The organism is Paracoccus onchidii, assembly GCF_028294535.1.
In the GTDB taxonomy this organism is placed as follows: Bacteria; Pseudomonadota; Alphaproteobacteria; order Rhodobacterales; family Rhodobacteraceae; genus Paracoccus; species Paracoccus onchidii.
The window spans coordinates 18112-42346 of record NZ_JAQBIE010000016.1 but is presented as its reverse complement, the minus strand read 5'-3'; the positions used below and the strand labels follow the sequence as shown (position 1 = coordinate 42346).

The 24235-nt window shown below is 61.2% G+C and carries 19 protein-coding genes; 15 read left to right on the top strand and 4 right to left on the bottom strand.

Features of this window, described 5'->3' with window-relative positions; all coding sequences use genetic code 11:
- Nucleotides 1-71: 71 nt before the first annotated feature.
- Entirely contained in the window at nt 72-770 is a 699-nt protein-coding gene (locus PAF17_RS13040) for a GntR family transcriptional regulator (protein WP_271889545.1), read from the top strand.
- 211 nt (nt 771-981) lie between these two features.
- Nucleotides 982-1782, top strand: coding sequence for a response regulator (locus PAF17_RS13035; protein WP_271889544.1), 801 nt, complete (start codon nt 982-984; stop codon nt 1780-1782).
- On the opposite strand, the gene PAF17_RS13030 is transcribed toward PAF17_RS13035, so the two are convergent.
- The gene (locus PAF17_RS13030) at nt 1695-2798 is read right to left on the bottom strand and encodes a sensor histidine kinase (RefSeq protein WP_271889543.1); all 1104 of its coding nucleotides are present in this window, start codon (nt 2796-2798) and stop codon (nt 1695-1697) included. The two genes, PAF17_RS13035 and PAF17_RS13030, sit on opposite strands and share 88 nt — an antisense overlap.
- Nucleotides 2795-5449: an ATP-binding protein gene (locus tag PAF17_RS13025; RefSeq protein WP_271889542.1), complete on the bottom strand. Its 2655-nt coding sequence runs from the start codon at nt 5447-5449 to the stop codon at nt 2795-2797. Before PAF17_RS13025 ends, PAF17_RS13030 begins: the two co-directional genes overlap by 4 nt.
- A gap of 250 nt (nt 5450-5699) precedes the next feature.
- Between PAF17_RS13025 and fmdA the strand changes: the two genes are divergently transcribed.
- From fmdA to PAF17_RS12975, 10 genes are all read left to right on the top strand, one after another.
- Nucleotides 5700-6926 (top strand): formamidase, encoded by a 1227-nt coding sequence (gene fmdA, locus PAF17_RS13020; RefSeq protein WP_271889541.1) that lies wholly within the window; start codon nt 5700-5702, stop codon nt 6924-6926.
- 55 nt (nt 6927-6981) lie between these two features.
- A complete protein-coding gene (locus PAF17_RS13015) occupies nt 6982-7494 on the top strand; it encodes an AmiS/UreI family transporter (RefSeq protein ID WP_271889540.1) in 513 nt (170 codons plus the stop codon).
- Nucleotides 7495-7506: 12 nt separating this feature from the next.
- A complete protein-coding gene (locus PAF17_RS13010) occupies nt 7507-7803 on the top strand; it encodes an FmdB family zinc ribbon protein (RefSeq protein WP_271889539.1) in 297 nt (98 codons plus the stop codon).
- Nucleotides 7804-8573: 770 nt separating this feature from the next.
- A complete protein-coding gene (locus tag PAF17_RS13005) occupies nt 8574-10055 on the top strand; it encodes a sugar ABC transporter ATP-binding protein (protein ID WP_271889538.1) in 1482 nt (493 codons plus the stop codon).
- 58 nt (nt 10056-10113) lie between these two features.
- Complete coding sequence (locus PAF17_RS13000) at nt 10114-11139, top strand: ABC transporter permease (protein WP_271889537.1); 1026 nt, start codon at nt 10114-10116, stop codon at nt 11137-11139.
- A 96-nt stretch (nt 11140-11235) separates the two neighbouring features.
- Entirely contained in the window at nt 11236-12234 is a 999-nt protein-coding gene (locus PAF17_RS12995; RefSeq protein WP_271889536.1) for a substrate-binding domain-containing protein, read from the top strand.
- Between the two features lie 77 nt (nt 12235-12311).
- Complete coding sequence (locus PAF17_RS12990) at nt 12312-13070, top strand: GolD/DthD family dehydrogenase (RefSeq protein ID WP_271889535.1); 759 nt, start codon at nt 12312-12314, stop codon at nt 13068-13070.
- Nucleotides 13071-13108: 38 nt separating this feature from the next.
- The gene (dhaL, locus tag PAF17_RS12985) at nt 13109-14851 is read left to right on the top strand and encodes a dihydroxyacetone kinase subunit DhaL (RefSeq protein WP_271889534.1); all 1743 of its coding nucleotides are present in this window, start codon (nt 13109-13111) and stop codon (nt 14849-14851) included.
- A 125-nt stretch (nt 14852-14976) separates the two neighbouring features.
- Nucleotides 14977-15633 (top strand): dihydroxyacetone kinase subunit DhaL, encoded by a 657-nt coding sequence (gene dhaL, locus PAF17_RS12980; RefSeq protein WP_271889533.1) that lies wholly within the window; start codon nt 14977-14979, stop codon nt 15631-15633.
- Nucleotides 15633-17693, top strand: a complete 2061-nt coding sequence (locus PAF17_RS12975; RefSeq protein ID WP_271889532.1) for a bifunctional sugar-binding transcriptional regulator/dihydroxyacetone kinase subunit DhaK — start codon at nt 15633-15635, stop codon at nt 17691-17693. The genes dhaL (PAF17_RS12980) and PAF17_RS12975 overlap by 1 nt, the downstream gene beginning before the upstream one ends.
- Before the next feature lie 266 nt (nt 17694-17959).
- Here PAF17_RS12975 and PAF17_RS12970 read toward each other — a convergent pair whose 3' ends face one another.
- Entirely contained in the window at nt 17960-18748 is a 789-nt protein-coding gene (locus tag PAF17_RS12970) for an enoyl-CoA hydratase/isomerase family protein (protein WP_271889531.1), read from the bottom strand.
- 96 nt (nt 18749-18844) lie between these two features.
- Here PAF17_RS12970 and PAF17_RS12965 point away from each other — a divergent pair, with 96 nt between their 5' ends.
- From PAF17_RS12965 to PAF17_RS12955, 3 genes are read left to right on the top strand one after another with little or no spacing between them, the layout of a single operon-like run.
- Complete coding sequence (locus PAF17_RS12965; protein ID WP_271889530.1) at nt 18845-20017, top strand: CaiB/BaiF CoA transferase family protein; 1173 nt, start codon at nt 18845-18847, stop codon at nt 20015-20017.
- 42 nt (nt 20018-20059) lie between these two features.
- Nucleotides 20060-21499, top strand: coding sequence for an NAD-dependent succinate-semialdehyde dehydrogenase (locus tag PAF17_RS12960; RefSeq protein ID WP_271889529.1), 1440 nt, complete (start codon nt 20060-20062; stop codon nt 21497-21499).
- 24 nt (nt 21500-21523) lie between these two features.
- Nucleotides 21524-22933 carry an aminotransferase family protein gene (locus tag PAF17_RS12955; RefSeq protein ID WP_271889528.1) on the top strand — a complete coding sequence of 470 codons (1410 nt, stop codon included), beginning with the start codon at nt 21524-21526 and terminating at the stop codon, nt 22931-22933.
- Between the two features lie 94 nt (nt 22934-23027).
- Here PAF17_RS12955 and lhgO read toward each other — a convergent pair whose 3' ends face one another.
- Complete coding sequence (lhgO, locus tag PAF17_RS12950) at nt 23028-24218, bottom strand: L-2-hydroxyglutarate oxidase (RefSeq protein ID WP_271889527.1); 1191 nt, start codon at nt 24216-24218, stop codon at nt 23028-23030.
- Between the last annotated feature and the right edge of the window lie 17 nt (nt 24219-24235).

The window sequence follows — 24235 nt, the reverse complement described above, 5'->3', positions numbered from 1 at the left end:
TCAACGTAGGCTTCCCTGACCGGTGAATGGCGTGCCGCGCCTTTCTGGAAAGGGTAACGAGAATGAAATCAATGTCCCTAAAAGATCTTCTGGACGATGACATTTCGGCCGAGCGCCCAATGAGCCTGGCCGAACAGTCAGCGGACAAGTTACGGCAGCTGATCTTGCTTGAAAAGCTTCCGCCCGGGTTGGCGCTGAATGAGCGGGACCTGTCGGACCTGCTTGGTATCAGCCGCACCCCGGTGCGGGACGCAATTCGCCTTCTCGAAACGGAAGGTTTGGTTGACTATAGCGAAACCCGTCGCCCGCGCGTGGCAAACCCCTCACTTGAGACACTCTCGCATTGGCTGTCCGTCCAGGGCGCGCTGGAGGGGTTGGCCGGGGAACTGGCGTGTCAGCATGCCTCCGATGCCGAACTGGCCCGGATTGTTCAGCTGCAGGACGAAATGGTCGGTTGTGTGGATTCGGATGACGCCATGAAGCGCTTTGAACTCGACATGTCGTTTCACAGCTCGATCGTCGCTGCGGCACATAATCCGCCCCTCAGCGAAACCCACAGACAGTACAACACACGACTCTGGCGGGCTCGGTTCATCTCGTCCCAACTGCAAACCAACCGGGAACGACAAACGCGCAAGCACAAGGCAATCGTCGATGCCTTGCTTGCACGTGACGCAAAGGTGGCATCCCAGGCCCTGATAGCGCATCTGAAGAACGCGATCGTCAATATCGAGGTCGCAATGTCCCAAAGGGCGCGTGAAGCGATCTGACCCCGGCATGTTCCGGTCCGGCGGAGAATGGCCACCGATCCGCAAAGTTTCGGGCAACGTTCAAAAACATTCTTCTGCCTAGCCGCCTTTATGTCCGTGCCACCGGCCGGGCTGCCGGGCCGGCATCACTTTGCCGCGTGCTGGGCCGGCCCAACATCCACAGCCCTTGGCAGTGGCGATCCTTGCAGTAAGATCAGGGAGGGGGGGGAACATGTCCAATATCACTGATACCGATCCGGCGTATTCGCGTCAGCGCGTCCTGTTCGTCGAAGACGACCCCTCATTGGGCGCCTTCCTGATCCGCTACTTCACCGAAGAGGGTTTCGACGCCGAGGTTGCCCCCAGCGGCCCTGCCATGCGCGAGGCTCTGCGCCGGGCCAGTTTTGATATGGTGGTGTTGGATATTGGCCTGCCGGGTCGCGATGACGGATATGCCCTGGCGCGCGAGGTCAAGGGCGAACACGGCCCCGGCATCCTGTTCCTGTCTGCCCGGCGCGAAGCGATTGACCGTATCGTCGGGCTGGAAATCGGAGCGGATGACTTCATGGTCAAACCCTTTGAACCAAGAGAATTGCTGGCCCGCATCCGCGCCATTCTTCGCCGCGTTCAGGCCACCACGCCGGCCCGGCCCGAACACGCCCGCATACTGCGCTTCGGGGAGTGGTCGATGGATCTGGATGCCCGGTTGCTGCGCGATGCGAATGGTCGGATCCGGCCATTGACGGCGCAGGAATTCAACCTGTTCAGCATTCTTGCACAGCGCCCCAGCCGTGTACTGAGCCGCGATCAGCTTCTTGATTTCGCGGCCAATCGCGACTGGTCACCCTATGACCGTTCGATTGACGTGATGATCGGAAAGATCCGCCGCAAGATCGGTGACACCGGCCCACAACATCGCATTATCCGCACGATCCGCGGCGCAGGCTATATGTTCGCCCCGACAGAATGGACCGGAAGCGCTGGCAAATCCAATGTCGCGATGGCGCCGCCTTCGGACGAATTCGCCAAGTGAAACCGTCCACCATTATTCAGCGCGAATTGCTGAATCATCGGCAGGCCCAGCCCGGTTCCATGCGTCTTGGTGGTAAAGAACGGCGTCAGCGCCCGACCTTGCGCATCGTCATCCAGACCCGGCCCGTCATCCTGCACAGACAGCCGGGCATAGGATCCGCCCTGCACGATCCGGGACAGAAAGATCACTGCACCGCCATGCCCCTGCGTCGCATCACGGGCATTGATCAGCAAATTGACTATCGCGGTCTCGACAAGGCTGGCATCGGCCAGCACCAATAACGGTTCCGCCGGCAGGCTCAGTCTCAGCGTCATCCCGGCACATATCGTGCCGCGGACCATCTCGACCGCCGCGCGAACCGGATCGCGCAGATCAATCGGCTGGGTGTCGGTCTTGCGGTCACGCAGAAAGCCACCCAACCGCGCCACGACACTGGCTGCCGATGCGGCGGCCTTGTTCGCGTCGCGGGCATAGGGCAGCAAAGCGGGGGCGTCGCCCAATCGATCGCTCAGAACGGACAGGTTGCCCTGCACCACGGCCAGCATATTCAGGAAATCATGCGACAGACCGGCCGCCAGTTGCGAGGTGGCCTCTAGCTGGCGCAGCATGGCCAGTTCACGCTCGGCAGCCTCTTTTTCATGGCGAAGTTCAAGGATTTCACCGCCACGTCCAAGGGCGCGCATCAATTCATCCAGAAAGAAGGGTTTGCGCAGATAATCATGCGCCCCTGCCTGCATCGCCGAAATCGCGCTGTCGACCGACGCATAGGCGGTCATGATGATCACGATCAGGTCTGGGCGGATCGTTTTCAGCCTTGCGGCCAGTTCGGTCCCGTCCTCGTTGCGGATCCGGATATCCAGCAGCGCCATTTGGCAATCGCCCGCCTCGACGGCCGCAACCGCACCGGCCCCGTCATGAGCCAGCACCGTCTGGACCCCTTCGAGGGCAAGGGCGCGGGCGGTCGAGACGGCAAAATCGGCTTCGTCATCGACAATCAACAGGCGGGGCTGTGTCATGGCGCATCCGGAATCGACAGGCGCATGGCGGTGCCGTCGGGGCCACTACGTTCGACCCATGCCTCGCCGCCATGCATCTGGGCCACGCGCCGAACCAGCGGAAGCCCCAGCCCGACACCTGCCCCCTTGGTCGTGAACAACGGGTCAAACGCACGGGCACGCAGATCGGGCGGCATACCCGCACCGTTATCGGCAACCTCGATCACGGTCACATCGGGGCGGCGGATGACGCTCAGGGCGATACTTGGGCTGCGTCTGGCGGATTCGGCGGCGTGGGCAGCGTTGTCGATCAGGTTGAGGATCGCGAACTGTAAACGTGACGGATCGCAGGCCAGACGCATTCCCATGGGCACATCCAACCGCACATGATGGCGTGCCGAATGGTCCGACAGGCTGGCCAACAGCCATTCCCGCAGATCGACCGAGACAATCTCGTTCTCGCCCTGTCGCGCGAAATCCAGCAGGATGTCGATAATCCGGCTGCACCGGCGGATATTGCGACGGATGCGGGCGACATCCTCTTCGGAATCGGGGCCGAGACCGGGGTCGCGAGAGAGAACCTCGACCGAGCTGGTGATGGTGCCCAACGGGTTGCGCAGTTCGTGGCTGATCGTGGCCGCGACCTCGCCGACAGCGGCGAGGCGCTGGTTCAACGCAAGCTCGCGCTGGGTGATGCTCAGCCGGGTCAGCGCGCGCAGCAGGTCATCTTCGGTCAGCCGCCTGCGTTCATTTGCCATCACGATCCAGATCGCGATCAGCGCCAGCAGCGGCGCCGAACCCAAAAAGAAATGCCGCACCAATGCCGGATCATGCAACCCCGACGCAAGATAGCGCGCAATCAAGTACAGACAGCCAAGTCCGACCAGAAGCGCGACGAACACGGCGGCAATCTGCCAGATCCGCTGCCAGATCTGAGGCGAGACCCGGTGCAGGCGCAAACTTTCCAAGCCGCTTGGCTGCATAGCCACCGGAGGAGGTCGTTTGCAATAGTCACGGCAATGTGGTTCCAGGCTGCAACATAGCGAACAGATCGGGCGTTCGTAGAAGGTGCAATAGACCATGTCGCGGTTTTCATACCCGTGCGTGCATATCGCGCAGAGACAATCAGCCGCGTGCCCGAAATCATATGGCGTGCGTGCGAAATATCCGGCAGGCCCGCGCAGGCTGCCGATCACCACGGCGCTTAGCATGGCGATCAGGAAAGCGATGGGCGGCGACCACGCCTGCAGGAACGGCCCCGCGATGCCCAGATACAGCGACACCCCGACCAGTCCCCCCAGCGCCATGCCCCCACAGCCCACCGGATTGAAGGCCGGCAGATAGGCGCGCTTGAACTCGATATGACGCGGACTTCGGCCGAGGGGCTTCAGGATCGCCAGATCGGCAAAAAGCGCCCCAAGCCAGGCCAGCGCAAGGTTGGAATAGATCGCCAACACGGCCTCTAGCGTCGAAAACACCCCCAGCAGCATCAACGCGCAACTGATCGTGACATGAAACAGCAGCCAGACCAACCTTCCGGGATGATAGCGCGTCAGTCGCAGGAACAGGTTCGACTGGGCAAGTGAACCTGCATAGGCGTTGGTCACATTGATCTTCACCTGTGCCAGAAGGATATAGATCGTCGCCAACGCCAACGCGAGACCGGGGCCGAACGCATGTTGGAACGCCTGCCAGAACATGCCGATCGGCTCGACCGCGAATTCGGGGCTCATGCCGTCGTTGATGGCCAGGGTGACCAGAAAGCTGCCCATCAAGACCTTGGCACCACCAATCAGGATCCAGCCCGGCCCGGCAAGGATCATCGCCCCCCACCAGCGCAGGCCCGTCATGCTTTCACGTGGCGGCAGAAAGCGCAGATAGTCGACCTGTTCCCCGATCTGCAGGGACAGCGCGCATAGCACGCTGATCGCCGCGCCAAGCGACAGCCAGCCCAGTTCCGGCCCGCTTGACGCCTGCCAGCGAACCACGGCCTGCGGATCGGACAGTGCGATGACGACGAAGGGCAGCAATCCCAGAACGATCCACGGAATTTGCGTCACCATCTGAAACCGCGAAATCGCCGTCATACCGCGCACCGCAAATGGCAGGATGAACAGGGTCGAAACCAGATAGCCGTAATGCAACGGCAGGTTGATGCTGACCAGCAGCGCCTGCGCGATGATGACGCCTTCCAACGCAAAGAAGATGATCGTGTAAGAGGTATAGACCAGCGACGTGATCGACGACCCGATATAGCCAAACCCAGCCCCGCGGGTCAGCAAATCCATGTCCACATTGCTGCGCGCCGCGTGATAGGCGATGGGCAGGCTGGTGATGAAGATGAAGATCGACGCCAGCAACACCGCGATCATCGTCGCCAGCACGCCCCAGGACAGGGTCAGCGCCGCACCGATCGCCTCGAGCGCAAGGAACGAGATCCCGCCCAAAGCGGTGTTGGCAATGACGAACGGGCTCCAGCGACGGTGATTTACCGGGGCGTAACGCAGCGCGTAATCCTCGACCGTCTCATCGGCGACCCAGGATTGATAGCTGCGGCGCACGGGCTCGAAACCCGGAAGGGGCGTCGCCGCGCCCGGCATCGCCAATGATGGTGCATCGGTCGCGTCGCCCGCAGGCAACGGCGTCCGCGACGCTTCGGTCCGAATGGTCATGGCCCCTCCCCAGGGATCGACATTGCACAAAGGGCAACGCGACCCTGCCACCCTAAAGACGATTTCCGGTCCTGTGAATTGCCGTTGCGCCGCAACCCCCGGAAAAGTGCGGATGATTACAGCCTGCTTACAAACTGGTTACATAAATTTACAAAACGCCGGCTTGCACGTGGAACGCGGGTTACAAAGCCACCTCACCATGATCGGTCAGGGCCGCATGTCGGTTCCCATGCAAGATAGGGAGGAAACAATGTCCAAAACCGTTTTCGAGATCGATCTCGGCAAGGCACCCGAGGACAACGCCCAGAAAGGGCATAACCGCTGGCACCCCGACATTCCCATGGTGGACATGTTCAAGCCCGGTGAAGTCCTGCGGATCGAATGCTATGACTGGACCGGCGGACAGGTCGGCAACAATGACAGTGCCAACGACATTCGCGACGCCGATCTGACGCGGGTGCATTACCTGTCGGGTCCGTTCGGCTTTCATGGGGCCGAACCGGGCGATCTGCTGGTGGTCGACATTCTCGACATCGGGGCGCTACCGGAATCGCGCTGGGGCTTTAACGGATTGTTTGCCAAGGAGAATGGCGGTGGATTCCTGACCGAACATTACCCAAAGGCCACCAAGTCCATCTGGGATTTCGAAGGCATTTATACCACTTCGCGCCATATTCCGGGGGTGCGCTATCCCGGCCTGATCCATCCCGGCCTGATCGGTTGTCTGCCCGATCACAAGCTTTTGGCCGAAGCCAACCGTCGCGAGGCGGAACTGATCGCCACCGATCCAAACCGCGTGCCACCCCTTGCCAATCCGCCCCATGCCGGAACGGCGCTGATGGGCGCGCTGACAGGGAACGCCAGGGAATCCGCCGCGAAAGAGGCCTGGCGCACCGTGCCGCCGCGCGAACATGGCGGCAACTGCGACATCAAGAACCTGTCGCGCGGTTCGAAAGTCTACTTCCCTGTCTATGTCGACGGGGGCGGCCTTTCGATGGGTGACATTCATTTCAGCCAGGGCGACGGCGAAATCACCTTCTGCGGCGCCATCGAGATGGCAGGCTGGATCGAGATCAAGGTCGAGATCATCAAGGGCGGCATGGACAAATACGGTGTCGTGAACCCGATCTTCCGTCCCTCGCCCATCGACCCCCATTTCGACGACTACCTGATCTTCGAAGGCATTTCGGTCGATGAGCATACGGGCGAGCAGTACTATCTGGACGCCCATGTCGCCTATCGCCGCGCCTGCCTGAATGCGATCGAGTATCTGAAGAAGTTCGGCTATTCCGGCGAACAGGCCTATATGATCCTGGGCACCGCACCGGTCGAGGGACGCATCGCGGGTATCGTCGACATTCCCAATGTCTGCGCCACCGTGGCCATTCCGACCGGGATCTTCGATTTCGACATCAGGCCAAATGGCGACGGGCCGAAACGCTCGGTCCCCGAGGTCGCATGGGCGACATCCACCTGACCCCTTCAGCGCCGCCCTCGGACCGGTTCCGGGGGCGGATTACAGGAGCAATTCGATGATACTTGGATTTCTGCTGCTTTGGGTCGGCGCGGTCCTGTTTCTGAACGGCCTATGGCTGATGGGCAAGATCGAGGACCGCGAGATCGTGGTCATCAATATCGTCTCGGGGCTGGTGGCGACCGCGGTTGCAGTGCAGTCGGCCTTCGGGCCGGGGGCCGATGCCGGCAGCATCCGCGCAGCCGCGCTGACCCTGTTGTTTGCAACCACCTATCTATGGGTCGCCTATAACCGGCTGACCCAGGTCGATGGCCGGGGCCTTGGCTGGTTCAGTTTCTTCGTGGCGCTGACCTTGGTTCCGGTGATCCTGCGGGCCTATGCCGCGGCCTCCAGCGGCGGCGAGATCTGGCTGGCAACCAACTGGCTGATCTGGGCGGTGCTGTGGTTCATGTATTTCCTGCTGCTGGCCCTTGGGCGGCCAATCCTGAAGCAGACGGCCTGGGCCACGGTCTTTGCCGGCATCTTCACCGGTTGGGTTCCCGGGATCCTGTTGCTGGATGGAATGATGTAGAAAGGAATACCCATGCCAATCTATGATTTTGCCTGTCATGACCACGGCATTTTCAGCGACTGGGCCAGCTATGAAACCAGTCGCGATGGCCTGCCTTGCCCGGATTGCGGCAAGATCAGCGCCGTGCTGCCATCCATTCCCCAGGTCAGTCGCCTGTCCAGCGCCCTGCGGCGCGCCGAGACCCGCGCCGACGCGACCTCGGCGGCACCAAAAGTGATGAAACGGCGCCATCTGCCCAGCTGCGGCTGCAATCTCTGCAAGAAAGCGGCGCCCCCCACCTCGCGGCGTTGGATGTTGGGACAATGCTGAAACGCCACTAACCCCGGGACGGCGCCAGCGGCCCTCGCCGACTGGCGCCATTCCCTTGAATGACGGGTTGCTTGGCCTTCGGCCCGGCGATTCAAACCATTCATCCCGACAGCGGATATCACCGCAAGACGCGATCTGCTGACAACCCGCGCATATTCCGCCCCCACGGACCCGCTGTTTCCAACCGGGCGCGATGCCGTCCCTTCGTTTCGCCATACCGCATATGCATGACATCGCGCTGAGCTGATCAACAGGCGTCCGGCCAAGCCGTTGTGCCGACGGCGCGGCGGGATTTCCCCTGACATCACACATTTCTGGTCAAGCACGTTCCAGGGCAAGAAAGCTCGCCCCTGGAACCTCTGCATTCACAACGCATGGCCGATCCGCCACGTCAAATGGCGCGATCCCACGCCCGCCCCTGCGGGTCACCCCGACGCGGATCGGCGGGCAAAAGACTGCGCAGAGATCACAAGGGAATTCATCCTGTCCAGGCTGAAATGGCTGGCCGTATCGCAACCGCGATATCAATGAAAAAAGCTCGATGCAAAACCGACCATAACCAAGAGCACCAAGCCGGGTTTCGGGCACGGGTTTCATCGACATCACCCCCCGTTTCTTCCGTTGCGGATTGATCGATGCGTCGAAGTTGAACTTTGAAGTATTTTCTTTGACAAAAGTCAGCCTCCTGTGTAGTTACGTTTGTCAGTCGGCACCTGACTAATGTTTATCACGCCTTGGCAAAGCCGGACTGAAGGGGGGGGAGATTCGCAATGAAGCAGCCGCTATTGACTGCCGAAGGCTTCAAGAAAGCCTTCAACGGCGTGCCCGCCTTGAAGGATGGTCGCTTCACGCTGCAAGCCGGCTCGGTTCATGCCCTGTGTGGCGGCAACGGGGCCGGGAAATCGACATTCCTCAAGATCCTCATGGGCATTCACCATCGCGACGCCGGAACCCTGCAGCGCAATGGCGTGGATGTCGCCTTTCAAGATCCATCCGAGGCGCTGGCCAATGGCATATCCATCATCGAGCAGGAACTGAGCCCGGTTCCCGCAATGTCGGTCGCCGAGAACATTTATCTCGGGCGTGAACCGGTCGGTTTTCTGGGGCGGGTGGATTTCCGCAAGATGAACGCCGATGCGCAGGATCTGCTGGACCGATTCCGCTTTGGCATTCGTGCGGATTCCATCATGATGGACCTGACGGTCGCGCAGACCCAACTGGTCGAGATCGCCAAGGCGCTGAGCTATGACGCCGAAATCATCATCATGGACGAGCCTACATCGGCTTTGGGCGAGGCTGAAGCAGACCAACTTTTCGAGGCCGTCCGCACCCTCAAGGCGCGCGGCAAAGGCGTGATCTATGTCAGCCACCGGTTGTCCGAGATATTTTCGATCTGCGACAGCTATACCGTCTTTCGCGATGGCGCCTTCGTGGAGAACGGCAACCTTGCCGATATAGACAAGACCAGACTGATCAACCTTATTGTCGGGCGCCCGCTGGCCGAGGAATTCGTCAAGGACAACATCCCCGACCGGGACGAGGTGCTTACCGTCCGGAACCTATCGGCGGATCGTGGCGTGATCGATGTGAACTTTTCGGTCAAACGAGGAGAGATCCTGGCGCTTTACGGCCTGCTGGGGTCCGGCCGATCCGAGATTTTCGACCGTCTTTTTGGGCTGTCGAAAGAGACGCAGGGCCAGATCCTGCTGGCGGGTAAACCGGCCCAAATCTCGACACCGAAAGACGCGATCAACGCCGGACTTGCCTATGTGACCGAGGACCGCAAGGGATCGGGACTGGTTCTGTCGAGCGATGTCCGCGACAACCTGTGCCTTGCGACCCTTGAACAAATGTCGCCCGCCTTCGTGATGAACCGCCGGGCCGAGGCCAAAGCCGCCCAAGACATGATTTCGACACTGAACATCAAGACCGCAACGGATCGGCTTGGGGTGTCGAACCTGTCCGGGGGCAATCAGCAGAAGGTTGTTCTGGGCAAATGGTTCCTGACCCAGCCAGATATCCTGCTGCTTGATGAGCCCACGCGCGGTGTCGATGTCGGTGCCAAGCGCGAGATCTATCGGGTGATGTCGGAATTCGCCGCAAAGGGCGGGTCGATCATCATGGTGTCGTCGGAAACCGACGAGGTCTTGGGCATGGCGGATCGCGCCGTCGTCATGCGCGACGGTCGCGTCGCAGGTGAATTGAACAAGGCCGAACTGTCAGCCGAAAGCTTGCTGCATCTTGCGGCCTGATCCAGATACCGCACCCCTGGCCCGCCGGAGGGGGCGTAAATCCCAAGGGAGGATTGACGTGGAACAACAGATGAAGGCCGGTACGCCCGCGGGGGCCGGCACCCAGCAAAAGCCAACATTGACGGCAAGAGCGGGACCGATCGCCCAACGATACGGCATCCTGATCGCGCTGGTGGTGCTTTGCCTGGTGCTTGCGATCGTGAGCGATAACTTTCTCAGCTCGCGCAACATCATAAACGTTCTGCGTCAAACCTCGATCAATGGCATCCTTGCCATCGGCATGACCTTCGTCATCCTGACACGCGGCATCGACCTGTCGGTCGGTTCGGTCGTGGCATTGTCAGGGGTGGTGGCGGCCAGTTTCGCAACCACCTCTTCCGCGGGCTTCATCCCCGGCGCGCCCTACATCGCGGTCGTGCCGCTGGTGATCGGTGTGTTGACCGGCATGGCTGCCGGTGCCGTTTCGGGGGCGGCCGTGGCACGCTTTGCCGTGCCGGCTTTCGTCGCGACACTTGGGATGCTGTCGGCGGCGCGCGGCATGACGTTGATTTACACCGACGGCAGACCCATTCCCGCGCTGTCCGATGGCTTTCGCTGGATCGGCACCGGTGATATCGCGGGCATCCCGCTGCCCATCATCCTGTTCGGGCTTGTCTTCGCAGTCTCGCATTTCGTGTTGACCCGCACCCGGTTCGGACGCCATGTCTATGCGGTCGGCGGCAACCCCCACGCGACGAAAGTGTCCGGCATTTCGGTCAACCGCATTCGCTTTGCAGTCTATGTCATTTCGGGGGCATTGGCCGGCATCGCAGGGATGATCCTTGCGGCCCGCACCGGATCGGCACTGCCGCAGGCCGGCGTGGCCTACGAGCTTGACGCCATCGCAGCGGTTGTCATCGGCGGCACCAGCCTTGCAGGCGGCGTCGGCCGGGTCTCGGGAACGGTCATCGGTGCCCTGTTGATCGGCGTCCTGAACAACGGGCTCGATCTGCTTGGCGTTGAATCCTACTACCAGCAAGTCATCAAGGGGGCGCTGATCGTCGCGGCAGTGATGCTTGACCGATCCCGCAAGGCCGAGGTCTGAGCCAGCCAGATTTTCCGGGCATGCGGTAACCGGGCCTTCGCACGGCCCCCGCCTGCCCGCGTTTCACCAAGGATCGTCTAAAGGGAGGAAACCACAATGACGTCAAAGACCATCACCTTCACCGCAAGTGCCCTGGCACTGAGCCTGTCGCTTGCATCTGCCGCAAGCGCCCAGGACGGGCAGATCAAGATCGGCGCCGCCGTCTATGGCCTGAATGCCGAGTTCATGCAGCTTTGGGCCAATGCCGCCGAAAACCATCCGGCCGTGACCTCTGGCCTTGTCGACCTGACGGTGTTTGACGGGCGCTATGACGCGCTGGTTCAACAAGATCAGTTCGAGACGATGATCACCCAAGGTTATGATGCCATTGTTTTTGTGCCAATCGACATCGAGGCGGGCGCGACCGCCGTGCAACTTGCCGCCGATGAAAACATTCCCGTCGTCGGTTCGAACACCATGGTCAACAGCGACCTGCTGACAGCTTATGTCGGATCGGACGACGTGCAGGCCGGTTACATGGAAGCAAAGACAGTCCTTGATGCGATGAACTGCGAGGGTGCGGTCGTGATCATCGAAGGTCCCATCGGCCAGTCGGCCCAGATTCAGCGGGGCGAAGGCAACAACCAGGCGCTTGCGGAATGCGAGGGCGTCGAGGTTCTCGAACAGCAAACCGCCAACTGGTCGCGCGCCGAAGCCCAGAGTCTGATGGAAAACTGGCTCACCTCGCATGGCGCGGAAATCAAGGGCGTGATCGCGCAAAATGACGAGATGGCACTTGGCGCGATCGAGGCGATCCGTGCCGCCGGCTTGAATGTCGACGACTTTGCAATCGCTGGTGTCGATGGCGTCACCGACGCATTGATGGCGGTCAAGGATGGCAGCATGGCCTCGATCCTGCAGGACGGCGCGGCGCAGGCACAGGGTGCCATCGATGTGGCGATCAAGGCAGTGAAGCCGGACTACGAACCGATGTCGGAAATCTGGAAACAATATCCGGACATGGGCTGGGAAGACGGCAGCGCGACCGCCTACAACGTGCCATGGACCCCGGTGACCGCCGAGAATGTCGACGCATTGCTGGCCGATCGCCAATAACCCCGTGCAAACCCGCCGCAGCAACCCCGACCTCGACTTGCAGGGTTGCTGCGAACATCCCCCTGAAAGGATACCTTATGGCCGCACCCATTGATTTTTCACTTGCTGGCAAGACCGCCATCGTCACGGGCGCCGCCTCGGGCATCGGGGCTGCCATTGCCGACGCGTTCGCCACCGCCGGAGCACGGGTCGCGCTTCTGGACATGAACCTTGATGCCGCGAGCGCAAGGGCCAGGGCAGTTGGGGGCGATGCCCGGGCCTTTGCCTGCAACGTGACCGATAGCGAAAGCATTGCCGCCGCCGTGGCCGAGGTGGTCAAGACCTTTGGCAGCATTGACATCCTGGTGAACTCTGCCGGGATCGTGGACCTCGCGCCAGCCAAAGATCTTTCGGCCGCGGCCTGGACCCGGACGATCGATGTCAACCTGACCGGCAGCTTCCTGATGGCGCAAGCCGTCGGCAAAGAAATGATCGCCGCTGGCAGGGGCGGGCGGATCATCAACCTCGCATCGCAGGCCGGCTCTGTCGCCATCGAGGATCACGTCGCCTATTGCGCATCCAAGTTCGGGGTCATCGGAATGACAAAGACCCTGGCATTGGAGTGGGGCGGCCGTGGCATCACGGTGAACACGATCTCTCCGACTGTCGTGCTGACCGACCTGGGTCGCAAGGCATGGGACGGCCCCAAGGGCGAGGCCATGAAGGCGCAGATCCCGGCCGGGCGTTTCGCCGAGCCGCAGGAAATTGCGGCAGCAGCGATGTTTCTTGCATCTGATGCAGCGGCAATGATCAACGGGGCCGACCTTGTGGTCGACGGTGGATACACGGTGAAATGATGCAGGACCAAGCAAAAAGAACCGGCCCCGGCAAAGAAATGCAACGCTTCATCAATGACCCGGACGATCTGGTCGATGAAACCGTTTCAGGCTTCGTCAAGGCACATCGCGACCTGGTGCAGAAGGACCCGATGAACCCGCGCGTGATCCTGTCGCGCTTTGCGCCGCAGGAAGGCAAGGTCGGCATTGTGACCGGTGGCGGATCGGGTCACGAACCGGCCTTCATCGGCTATACGGGACGCAACATGGTCGATGCGGTCGCGGTGGGTGAGCTGTTTTCATCACCGACCGCCAAGAGCTTTGCCGATGCGATCCGCGCTGCCGATGGCGGCGCGGGCGTGGCAGTGCTTTACGGCAATTACGCCGGCGACAACATGAATGTCCGGATGGCATCCGAAATGGTGACACCGGAGGGCATCAAGGTCGCGACCGTTGTCGCAACCGACGATGTGTGCTCCGCCGCCGCGACCGAGCGGGAAAAGCGGCGCGGCGTGGCCGGCGAGATTTTCATGTGGAAGATCGGCGGCGCCCGTGCCGCACTTGGCGGCTCGCTTGAAGAGGTGATCGCGGTTTCACAGAAAGCCATCGACTCGACCCGTTCGGTCGGAGTCGGGCTTGGGCCCTGCACGCTGCCGGCGGTCGGTCACCCGAATTTCCAGATCGAGCCGGGCAAGATGGAAGTCGGGATCGGCCATCATGGTGAGCCGGGCACCCGTGTCGAGGCATTGAAGACCGCCGACGAGGTGGCCGACGACATGCTGAGGATCGTGCTGGAGGATCACGACCTGCCCCAGGGCACCGAGGTTGCCGTGCTGGTGTCTGGCCTGGGGGCGACGCCGGTGAACGAGCTGTATGTGCTGTATGACCGGATCGAGATCGGCCTTGAGGCGGCCGGCCTCAAGTTGCATCGAGCCTTCGTTGGAAATTATTTCACCTCTCTGGAGATGATCGGCGCAACGCTGTCGGTGCTGGCGCTGGATGATGAATTGAAGACGCTGCTAGACGTGGAATGCACATCGCCCGGCATTGTGGTCACCGGCCCGGCAACAACGCCCGTCGGCCAGATTGCACGCCGCAAACGGGCGGCGACTATCGCCAATGCCGGAAACGGCATCCCGCGCGCGCCCGCGCCAAAAGACACACCAACATTGGCCCTGAACGCAGCGTCGGGGATCGTGCAGGAAATCGCGGCGGTTGTCGTCGACCACAAGGCGCATCTGTCCGAAATAGACGGCCTGATCGGGGATGGCGACCACGGCATCAACATGGCCAAAGGCTTTGGTCGGGCTGCGGAACGCATCGGCGCGCAAGCCATGCCGCTCGCCCCCGCACTGGAACAGCTGTCGGACGTTCTGATGTCGGAGATCGGCGGGTCCATGGGGCCGCTTTATGGGTTCATGTTCCACAACATGTCCCTGTCCATCACCGAGCGCGAAGCCATTGATGCAGCGGGTTTTTCCGCCATGCTGCACGCCGGTTTGGCGGGGGTGCGCACGACCGGTGCCGCACAAGTCGGGGACAAGACCTTGATCGATTGCTATGTGCCCGCGATAGAAGCTTTTGACGCGCACAAGGCGTCTGGTTTCGCCGCCGCGCTTGACGCCATGACCGCCGCCGCCGCCGCCGGGCGCGACAGCACCGTCGACATGGTGGCCAAGCTGGGTCGGGCCGCCCGGCTTGGGGAACGGTCGCGCGGCGTGCCGGACGCGGGTGCGACCTCGTGCTGTCTGATCCTGACCGAGCTTGCCTCGGCCGTGAAGCGCCGGTTGTCCGTCGATTGATCCGGCTGGCGGTCCGCATCCCCGGCGGCGCGGGCCGCGCAGCTTGCGTTCCGGCAAACGATTGTGCAAGGCTTGGCGATCCAAGCCTTTCTATCGCTGCAATATCCCGGTCCGGAATCTGCGACATGCCTTGCTTTACCCGGTCAGATCTGACCACGCTGTTTCATGCTTTCGCGGCCCGCATGGCGGACGAGCGCACATTCCTTGGGGAACTGGATGGTGAAATCGGTGATGCCGACCATGGCGTTGCCATGGCCAACGGGTTCGATGCCGCGGCACAGGCGCTGCTTCGCGCCGAAGGGTCCGGACAGGGGCTGGCCGGTGGATTCAACCTTGCTGCGCAAGAACTTCTGAATGCTGTCGGCGCCACCACGGGTCCACTATATGCCAGCGCATTGACACGGGCAGGAGAAGTGTTCGGAGAGGTTGCATCAGTGCCGCTGGCACGGCTGCCGGAACTTGTCATCGCCATTTGCGAAGGCGTTGAACGGCGCGGCCAAGGAAAACCCGGGGACAAGACGATGCTGGACGCATGGGGCCCGGCGGCGCATGTGGCGGCGCGCGGCCTGAATGCGTCTGTCGGTCCCGTTGTCCTGCTGCGCGAGGCGGCGCAGGCAGCCGCGAAAGGGGCAGAGGACACCCGTGCCATGATGGCGGCACGTGGTCGCGCCGCAAGGCTTGGGCCGCGAAGCATTGGACATCTCGATCCGGGCGCGGTATCCGCTGCGGCATTGATGGACGTGCTGGCCGAATGGGCCAGGCACCACGAGGAGATCGCCTGATGGCGACGCGTGGTGCATCCCAGAAATCGCCCGCGTCCCCCGAGCGCACGCCTCCGACACGCTTTGGCGAAGACAACCTGTTATGGGCGGCGTGGCTTTATTACGAAGAGGGGCTGACACAGGCCGAGATCGCCGAGCGCATGGGCGTTTCCCGACCATCGATCAATGCCTATCTGGCTGACGCCAGAACCCGCGGCATCGTGTCGATCGAGATCGAGCCCGACAGGTTTCGCGCACTTACCTTGACCCAGGCAATGCAAGACCATTTCGGGCTGAGCGATTGTTTCGTGATCCCCTCTGATGGCCATGACCGCCCGCTGATCGATCGCCTCGGCGCGGCTGCGGCACAGGTGTTGGCGCGGATGACCAAATCTGGTGACACCATTGCCGTGACCTGGGGGCGGACCATGTTGGCGATGGCGAACAGCGTCGAAGCCGGCGCACTTACGGATGTGCGCGTAATTCAAGCCACAGGCGGCACGACAGCCAAGATTCCCTGGACACCCGAGGCCTGCACCTCTCGCCTTGCAGAAAACCTTGGCGCTCGCTGCATCCCGCTATCGGCCCCCGCCATTGTCTCGGCCCCCGAGATGCGCGACCTGCTGTTGCGGGAACCCGTGCTTGCCGAGCAGATGGAAGCACTGTCCGAGGCGGATCGCATCGTGCTTGGCATTTCATCGCTGCGCCCGGAAAGCACGATCCACACCAGCGGCTTTTTTGATGGCATTTCGATCCGCGACCACTACCACTCGGCGGTCGGCAGCATCGCGGGCCGGATGATCGCGGCAAATGGTGCCCGGGTCGATGGGCCGTTAGAGCGACGCACGATCGGCATGGACCTCGACATGATCCGCAATGTGCCCGAGCGTATGGCGGTTGCCGGTGGCATGGACAAGGTGCAGGCGATCCTTGCGGCGCTGCGCGGCGGTTATGTCACGGCGCTGGTGACCGACGCGGATACCGCCCGCGCCGTCCTGACATCCGAAGGCTATGAGGATCGCCCCCGCCGCAGATCCGATGCCACCCCCGCCACACTGCCGGAACGAACCCGTGTGAAGAAGTTTCTGAACCGCCCACGGGATGCGGTTGACGAGGCAATCGCCGGCGCGTTGCTTGCGCATGAAAATCTTCTGGCACCGATCGAGGGTGCCCCGCGCGCCATTCGCGCCCTGCATGGACCACGCAAGGGCAAGGTCGGCGTCGTGATCGGCGGTGGATCGGGGCACGAACCGGGCTTTCTTGGCTATGTCGGCCGCGGTCTGGCAGACGCAGTCGCCGTAGGGAATATCTTTGCCTCGCCCCCACCGGATCCCATCCTTGCGGCCACGCTGGCCGCGGATGGCGGCGCTGGGGTCTTGCACATCTTCGGAAATTTCTCGGGCGATCTGATGAACTTCGAGATGGCGGCAGAGATGGCAAAGGACCGGGGGGTTGCCGTTCGCACCGTGGTCACAACCGACGACATCGCCTCTGCCCCGGTTGACACGCGCTCTGCGCGCCGCGGGGTTGCTGGCAATGTGTTCGTTTTCAAGGTCGCGGGGGCCGCCAGTGACCGGATGCTTCCCCTTGATCAATGCGCAGAACTGACCCTGCGTGCGGCAGAACGCTGCTTTACCATGGGCGTCGCATTAGAGCCCGGCGTTTCGGTCGATACGGGGGTGCCAAGCTTTCGCATGGGACCGGACGAGATGGAAATCGGTGTCGGCGTGCATGGTGAGCCCGGCATCATGCGATCCTCGGTCAAAAGTGCCGATGAAACCGCCGATCTGATCGTCGATCGCATCCTCAACGAAATGAACCCGAGCGACGGCGCCGAGGTCGCTTTGCTGGTGAATTCGCTTGGCAGCACACCGCAGCTGGAACTCTATATCCTGAACCGGCGATTGCGACAGCGGCTGCGCGCCCGCGGCGTCACGGTTCACATGACCTTGCTGGGGCATTGTTACACCTCGCTGGATATGGCGGGGGTTTCGATCACGCTGATGCAGTTGGATGCAGAGCTGAAATCGCTGCTGGGGCATCCCTGCGAAAGTCCGGCCTGGACGGTTGCCAACGTCTGATGGCTGGCGTTGGTGCGGCCGGACCAGCCGCATGAATGCCTGTTCCACGATCTTCGTCAGGTCCGGCAAAGCGCCACGATGCGTGCCATTCGGACATCACCCAAGGCTATCCGCCGATGCCCGCTCGCCGGCCCAGTCAGAAGCAGTCGTGCGAATAGGTGCATTTTTCAAGCAGACCGGAAAATCACCTCAGAAAGACGGGATTCAACGCCAGCCAGCGGAATTGTTGCACATCCGCCCGATGCAGGATTGGCAGAGGCCCCGCCCTACCTGCCCTTGAAATGCGCAGGTCTGCGTTCGGCGAATGCCTTGCGACCTTCGGCATAATCTTCACTGCCGAAACTCGCGCTGATCATGCGTTCAAGCTCTTGCCGTCGTTCGGCAATGCTGCCATCGGCAATGGCATTCAAGATCGCCTTGTTGCCGGCCTGTGAAAGCGGGGCATTGCACGCCATCTGATGAAGGAGCTTTCTGGCACGCGCATCCGCATCCGCGCCTGCGAGCAGGTCGATCAAACCCAGAGACCGGGCCAGTTCGAGATCGAAGATATCAGCGCCAAGCAGGATTCGCTTGGCACTTTTCAAGCCGACCTGCTCCATCAGGAGCTGACAGTCCATCAGGCTGTAGACAAGCCCCAAACGTCCTGCCGTGATTCCAATTCGCGCCCCAGAGGATGCGACGCGAAAGTCGCAAGCAAGCGCCAGGCTCATGCCTCCGCCGACGCAATAGCCAGAAATCGCGGCACAGACAGGCTTGCCGCAATCTCGGATCGCCCGCACGGTCTCATCATTGATCCGGTCGTATTCCATCCCCTGTTCCGGGGTGGCGCGAACGTCATCAAACTCGGAAATATCGGCGCCGGTACAGAAATTCCCCCCCGCGCCCGTCAGGATCACGCCAGTGATACCGGCCTTTGCCGACGCCTCTCGGAAAATCTCGCCCAGCCTCTGCCACATGGCAAGACGCATCGCGTTTTTCTTGCCGGGTCGGTTCAGCGTGACGGTCATGATTCCTTTGTCATCCACCTCGGTAACGATGTCCTGCGACGTTTCCACGCCTCTCTCCCTTCGATTTGAGTTCTTGTGCGACATTATCGATCATGCTAAATCTTGTCGAGTGTATACAATATATGCTTGATTGGAGGTTGCAAGATGCAGGCGCTTGAAGGTTTGAAAGTTCTGGAATTGGCAAGCTTTATCGCGGGCCCCTATTGCGCGATGACACTTGCGGATCAGGGTGCAGACGTCATCAAGATCGAACGCCCCGGCGTCGGCGATGAAAACCGGACCGAACCACCATTCGTGAATGGTGAGAGTGCGCCTTTCATGCTGTGGAACCGCAACAAGAAGTCGGTCACCATGAATCTGAAAGACCCCGTTCAAAAGGCGCGCTTCCTGGAACTTGTCGATCAGGCGGATGTCCTGATCGAAAACTATCGCACCGGTGCGATGGACAGGCTGGGCCTTGGTTATGCGGATCTGTCCAAGCGCAACCCCCGCCTGATCTATGCGTCCATCTCAGGTTATGGCCGCGACGGAGAATTTGCCACCAAGGGTGGTTTTGATCTGGTGCTGCAGGGTTTTACCGGACTGATGGCCCTGACGGGACCCGAAGATTCCGGCCCCCATCGCATGCCAATTCCGGTCTGCGACATCACCGCCGGCATGCAACTGGCAATCGGGGTGCTCACCGCTCTCGAGTCACGCCATAAAACGGGCAAGGGACAATGGGTCGAGGCGTCCCTTTTCGAAGCGGGCCTGTCATTGCAGCTTTACGAAACTGCGGGGGTTTTCGCGACCGGTCAGGCGCCCGAGCGGCTTGGACAACGGCACCGCGGCGTGGCACCCTATCAGATCTTTGCCACGGGTTCCGATCACATCACCATCGGTGTCGCGCAACAGAATTTTTGGCTGAAGCTCTTGCGGTTGCTGAAACGCGAAGATCTCAACGACGACCCGCGATTTTCCAACAACGCCGAGCGTGTGGCCAATATCCGCGCGCTGGTTCCCCATCTTGAGGCCGAACTGATCAAGCACTCGGCGGAACACTGGCTTGCTGCGCTGGAAGCCGAAGGTGTGCCATGCGGCGTGATCCAGACAACCGACCGTGCGCTGGCGCATCCGCTTGCCAAGGAACGGCAGATGGTCGTGCCCATCACCCATCCGGTGGCAGGCGAACATCAGACATTGGGCGTGCCGATCAAGCTGTCCATGACGCCCGGATCAGTGCGCCATCACGCACCGTTGCTGGGTGAGCATAACGATGAAATCGACAGGCTCTGGCGCGAAACCTGCGAATTGGCAGATGCCGACATTCCCGGATAGCGCCCCCGGCCGCCCTTCTTGTGATTCAGCCAAAGGCCCGACATGAAGCCAAACTATCCTGATACGTTCTTGTTCATCAACGGCACCTGGCGCGCTGGGGAAACAGGTGCCACGATTGATGTGATCAACCCCGCAACTGCAACCGTCATTGGCACGGTCGCCTGCGCGACACCTGCCGATCTTGACCACGCGGCAGACGCGGCAGCGCATGGTTTCGACATCTGGCGCAAGATGTCCCCACTGGAGCGATCGGCATTGATGCGCGCAGCCGCCGAGTTGCTGCGCGCACGGGTCGAGCCGATCGCAGCTCTGATGACGCAGGAGCAAGGCAAGCCGCTAGAGGAATCGCGGATCGAAATCCGGGCGGCGGCCGATATTATTGACTGGTTCGCCGAAGAAGGCAGACGCACCTATGGCCAGTTGATCCCCGCACGACAGGCCGGCGTGATGCAGATTGCGGTGAAACATCCCATCGGGCCGGTCGCCGCATTCACGCCGTGGAATTTCCCGATAAATCAAGCTGTGCGCAAGATTGCAGTTGCCTTGGCCGCGGGTTGCTCTGTCATCGTGAAAGCGCCGGAAGAAACGCCCGCTGCGCCCGCGGAACTGATACGCGCCTTTGCCGATGCGGGGGTGCCTGCGGGGGTGATTGGTCTGGTCTTCGGTGTTCCGGCGCAGATTTCCGAACATCTCATCGCGCATCGTGCCATCCGCAAGATCAGTTTCACCGGCTCGACTCCAGTGGGGAAACTGCTGGCCGGTCTGGCCGGGCAGCAAATGAAACCGGCAACGATGGAACTGGGCGGGCACGCACCGGTGCTGGTCGCTGCGGATGCCGACCTCGACAAGGCTATCGGGCAAATGGTCGGCCACAAGTTCCGAAATGCAGGGCAGGTCTGCATCTCGCCGACGCGATTTCTGGTGGAAGAACCAATTTTTGAATCCTTTGTCGAACGTTTTGTAGTCGCGACAAACGCCCTTACTGTCGCAGATGGGTTCAACCCCGATAGCAATATCGGCCCCCTGGCCAACAGCCGCCGCATTCCCGCGATCGAAGCCTTACTGCAGGATGCCACCGCCCAGGGTGCGCGCATCGTGACCGGGGGCAAGCGCATCGGCAATACCGGGTGGTTCTTTGCGCCCACCGTGATCACCGATGCCCCCGTCAGCGCCAGAATCATGAACGAAGAACCCTTTGGCCCCGTGGCCATCATCAACCGCTATCAGGACATCGATTCCATGATCGAAGAGGCCAACAGGCTCGACTATGGCCTCGCATCCTATGCCTACGCGCGCGATCACGCCACGATTCACCGATTTGTCGACGAGGTTCAGGTCGGCATGATGAGCGTGAACCACGTGGGCCTTGCCTTGCCCGAACTTCCTTTTGGCGGGATTCGCGACAGCGGCTATGGCACCGAGGGCGGATCAGAGGCGATCAACGCCTATCTAGACACCCATTTCGCGACAATAAAATCCTAATTTCTCAAAGCCCTGGAGAAAACCATGAAAGACTCCCTAGCAAATGCCGATCTGGGCGCCATGGGGCGCAAGACGATGTTGCATCCCGTCAGCTCGGTTGCCGATCTGGCTCGCACCGGCCCGACGCTCTACACGCGTGCGAAGGGAACGATCCTTGAGGATGCCGCCGGACAAGAACATATCGACATGGGCGCGGGCTTGTGGTGCGTAAACGTTGGATATGGTCGCCCCGAACTGGTCGAAGCAGGCGCCGAGGCGCTGCGCAATCTCAGCTATCAGCACCATTTCGGCAATTCTGCCGCCAAGGACACCGTGCGCCTTTCCGAACGTCTGGTGCAGCTTTTCGCCGAGAACGCCGGCGCGGGACATCTGAACCGCGTCTTCTATGGCACCTCCGGGTCGGATGCGAATGACACGGCCTACAAGCTTGTGCGATATTACAACAATCTGCGCGGCAAACCGGCCAAGAAAAAGATCATCTCGCGCATCGGTTCCTATCACGGCCTGACCGCGGCAGCGACAAGCCTGACCGGGATCGATGCATACCACAAGATGTTCGACCTGCCATTGCCAGATGTGCTGCACACCTCGTGCCCGCATTTTTACCGCTACGCTGAAAATGGTGAAAGCGAAGCACAGTTCAGCGCCCGAATGGTCCGCGACCTTGAGAATCTGATCGAACGCGAGGGACCGGAAACCATCGGTGCGTTCATCGCGGAACCGGTCATGGGCACCGGCGGGGTCTTCTTGCCACCGCCCGGCTACTTTGCAAAGGTGCAGGCCCTGCTGGACAAGCATGACATCCTGCTGATTGCAGACGAGGTCATCACGGGCTTTGGCCGGCTTGGCCATTGGTTTGGCACCGGGGCCTTTGATCTAAAACCGGACATCGTATCGCTGGCGAAAGGGCTGACCAGTGCCTACTTTCCGATGTCCGCATCGATGATCAGTGATCGTGTCTATGATGTGCTGGCCGCGAAATCCGACGAAACCGGCGCTTTCATGCATGGATTCACCTATTCCGGCCATCCGGTCGGCAGCGCCATTGCCCTGGCAAATATCGACGTGATCGAGCGGGAAAACCTTGTCGAGCAAGCAAGCGAGGCAGGCAGCTATCTGCTCAGGGCGCTTCGCCAGGCCACCGCTGACACCCCCTTTGTTGGCGATGTGCGGGGCATGGGGTTGATGATCGGGATCGAATATGTTGCCGACAAGGCAACAAATACGCCGTTCCCCGAGGGCACGGCACCGCACAAGGTTGTTTCCAAGCATGCCTTCGATCACGGTGTCCTGCCGCGCGCTTTGCCCTTCCTTCCCGTCAACTCCTTCTCACCTCCGTTAAACATCTCTCGGGAAGAAATGGATGAAGGGGTCGCCCGCTTTGCCCATGCGCTGGAAGCAGCGGGACCAGATCTGGAAAAGTTGCAGGGCTGACCTGCCTTTTCGGCAGCGCTGCATGAGTACCGAGAACGGAGAAGGCGCCGATGGCACAAGCCATCGGCGCCTTCTCATTTGCCCCAGCCTGACCTCAGTTCAAAAGGCTCTGCGCGATGTGGCGGCCGATCGGCAATGATGACGTCGCCGCCGGCGATGGCGCATTGCAGACATGGAGGGTATGGCGGGTGCGGGCAAAAAGAAAATCATCGACCAGCGTTCCGTCGGGGCGCACGGCCTGTGCCCGGATACCAGGCCGATAACGCGACAGGTCCTGCAGACGAATATGGTCGCAGTAGCGCTGCACGCGCCGCAGATAAAGCCGTTTCAGCGCCGAGGCCGACAGCTCGGACATCGCGGAACCGGCATTCGCCGCCACAAGCCGCCAAAAGCCACGATAACTCATCGAGTCAGCAAGATCGCGCAGGCGAATATCCATCTTTCCATACCCCTCACGGGCCATGGCCAGCACGGCATTCGGACCGACGGTAAAACCGCCATCCATCTTCCGGGTAAGATGCACGCCCAAGAAGGGGCGCGCCGGATCAGGCACGGGATAGATCAGGTGACGCACGAAATCATCGGGCTGGTTATTCACGCGAAAATATTCCCCACGGAACGGAACAATCCGAAAATCAATTTCGGCCCCGAATGTCTTCGCCATCCGATCCGCCTGCAGACCCGCGCAAAAGATCGCCTTGCCCGCGACGAATTGGTCCCGGGTTGTAAGAACCGTGACGCCGTTGGCCTGTTCGCTGCCCCCGATCACTTCGTGATCGAAAGCGATCGTGCCACCCGCAGCCTCAAATTCTCTGGCCATGAGGCGGGCGACCTCGGCGAAATCAACGATGCAGGTCGACGGCGACAGAAGCGCCGCTTCCGCCTTGATATTCGGTTCTGCCTGGCGTGCCTCTGCCCGGGTCAGCCGCTCGATCTCGATCCCGTTGGCCCGCGCGCGATCTTCCAGGGCTTGCAGCCGGACAGTTTCGGCTTCGTCAACCGCGACAATCAGCTTCCCGCAGGCTTCCACGCGCACGCCGTGTTCTTCACAATAGCGCCGCATTTCCTGTTTTCCTTCGCGGCAGAACTGTGCCTTGAGGCTGCCGGGTGCATAATACACCCCCGCGTGGATCACGCCCGAATTGCGCCCCGACTGATGCCGGGCGACGGCCTCTTCCTTTTCCAACAGCAAGATGCGCGATCGGGGATGCGCCTGCTGCAAGCTGCGGCCTGCGGCAAGCCCAACGATGCCACCCCCGACAATCAGATAGTCATAGGTCTTCATCAAGTCATCCTTTGCAG

Excerpts from the sequence above, each read along its gene's own strand:
- PAF17_RS12990 (WP_271889535.1), top strand. The coding sequence starts at position 12,312 with ATGGCCGCACCCATTGATTTTTCACTTGCTGGCAAGACCGCCATCGTC.
- dhaL (WP_271889534.1), top strand. The coding sequence starts at position 13,109 with ATGCAACGCTTCATCAATGACCCGGACGATCTGGTCGATGAAACCGTT.
- fmdA (WP_271889541.1), top strand. The coding sequence starts at position 5,700 with ATGTCCAAAACCGTTTTCGAGATCGATCTCGGCAAGGCACCCGAGGAC.
- PAF17_RS12995 (WP_271889536.1), top strand. The coding sequence starts at position 11,236 with ATGACGTCAAAGACCATCACCTTCACCGCAAGTGCCCTGGCACTGAGC.
- PAF17_RS13040 (WP_271889545.1), top strand. The coding sequence starts at position 72 with ATGTCCCTAAAAGATCTTCTGGACGATGACATTTCGGCCGAGCGCCCA.
- lhgO (WP_271889527.1), bottom strand. The coding sequence starts at position 24,218 with ATGAAGACCTATGACTATCTGATTGTCGGGGGTGGCATCGTTGGGCTT.
- PAF17_RS13025 (WP_271889542.1), bottom strand. The coding sequence starts at position 5,449 with ATGACCATTCGGACCGAAGCGTCGCGGACGCCGTTGCCTGCGGGCGAC.
- dhaL (WP_271889533.1), top strand. The coding sequence starts at position 14,977 with ATGCCTTGCTTTACCCGGTCAGATCTGACCACGCTGTTTCATGCTTTC.
- PAF17_RS12965 (WP_271889530.1), top strand. The coding sequence starts at position 18,845 with ATGCAGGCGCTTGAAGGTTTGAAAGTTCTGGAATTGGCAAGCTTTATC.
- PAF17_RS12960 (WP_271889529.1), top strand. The coding sequence starts at position 20,060 with ATGAAGCCAAACTATCCTGATACGTTCTTGTTCATCAACGGCACCTGG.
- PAF17_RS13010 (WP_271889539.1), top strand. The coding sequence starts at position 7,507 with ATGCCAATCTATGATTTTGCCTGTCATGACCACGGCATTTTCAGCGAC.
- PAF17_RS12955 (WP_271889528.1), top strand. The coding sequence starts at position 21,524 with ATGAAAGACTCCCTAGCAAATGCCGATCTGGGCGCCATGGGGCGCAAG.
- PAF17_RS13030 (WP_271889543.1), bottom strand. The coding sequence starts at position 2,798 with ATGACACAGCCCCGCCTGTTGATTGTCGATGACGAAGCCGATTTTGCC.
- PAF17_RS12975 (WP_271889532.1), top strand. The coding sequence starts at position 15,633 with ATGGCGACGCGTGGTGCATCCCAGAAATCGCCCGCGTCCCCCGAGCGC.
- PAF17_RS13035 (WP_271889544.1), top strand. The coding sequence starts at position 982 with ATGTCCAATATCACTGATACCGATCCGGCGTATTCGCGTCAGCGCGTC.
- PAF17_RS13005 (WP_271889538.1), top strand. The coding sequence starts at position 8,574 with ATGAAGCAGCCGCTATTGACTGCCGAAGGCTTCAAGAAAGCCTTCAAC.
- PAF17_RS13015 (WP_271889540.1), top strand. The coding sequence starts at position 6,982 with ATGATACTTGGATTTCTGCTGCTTTGGGTCGGCGCGGTCCTGTTTCTG.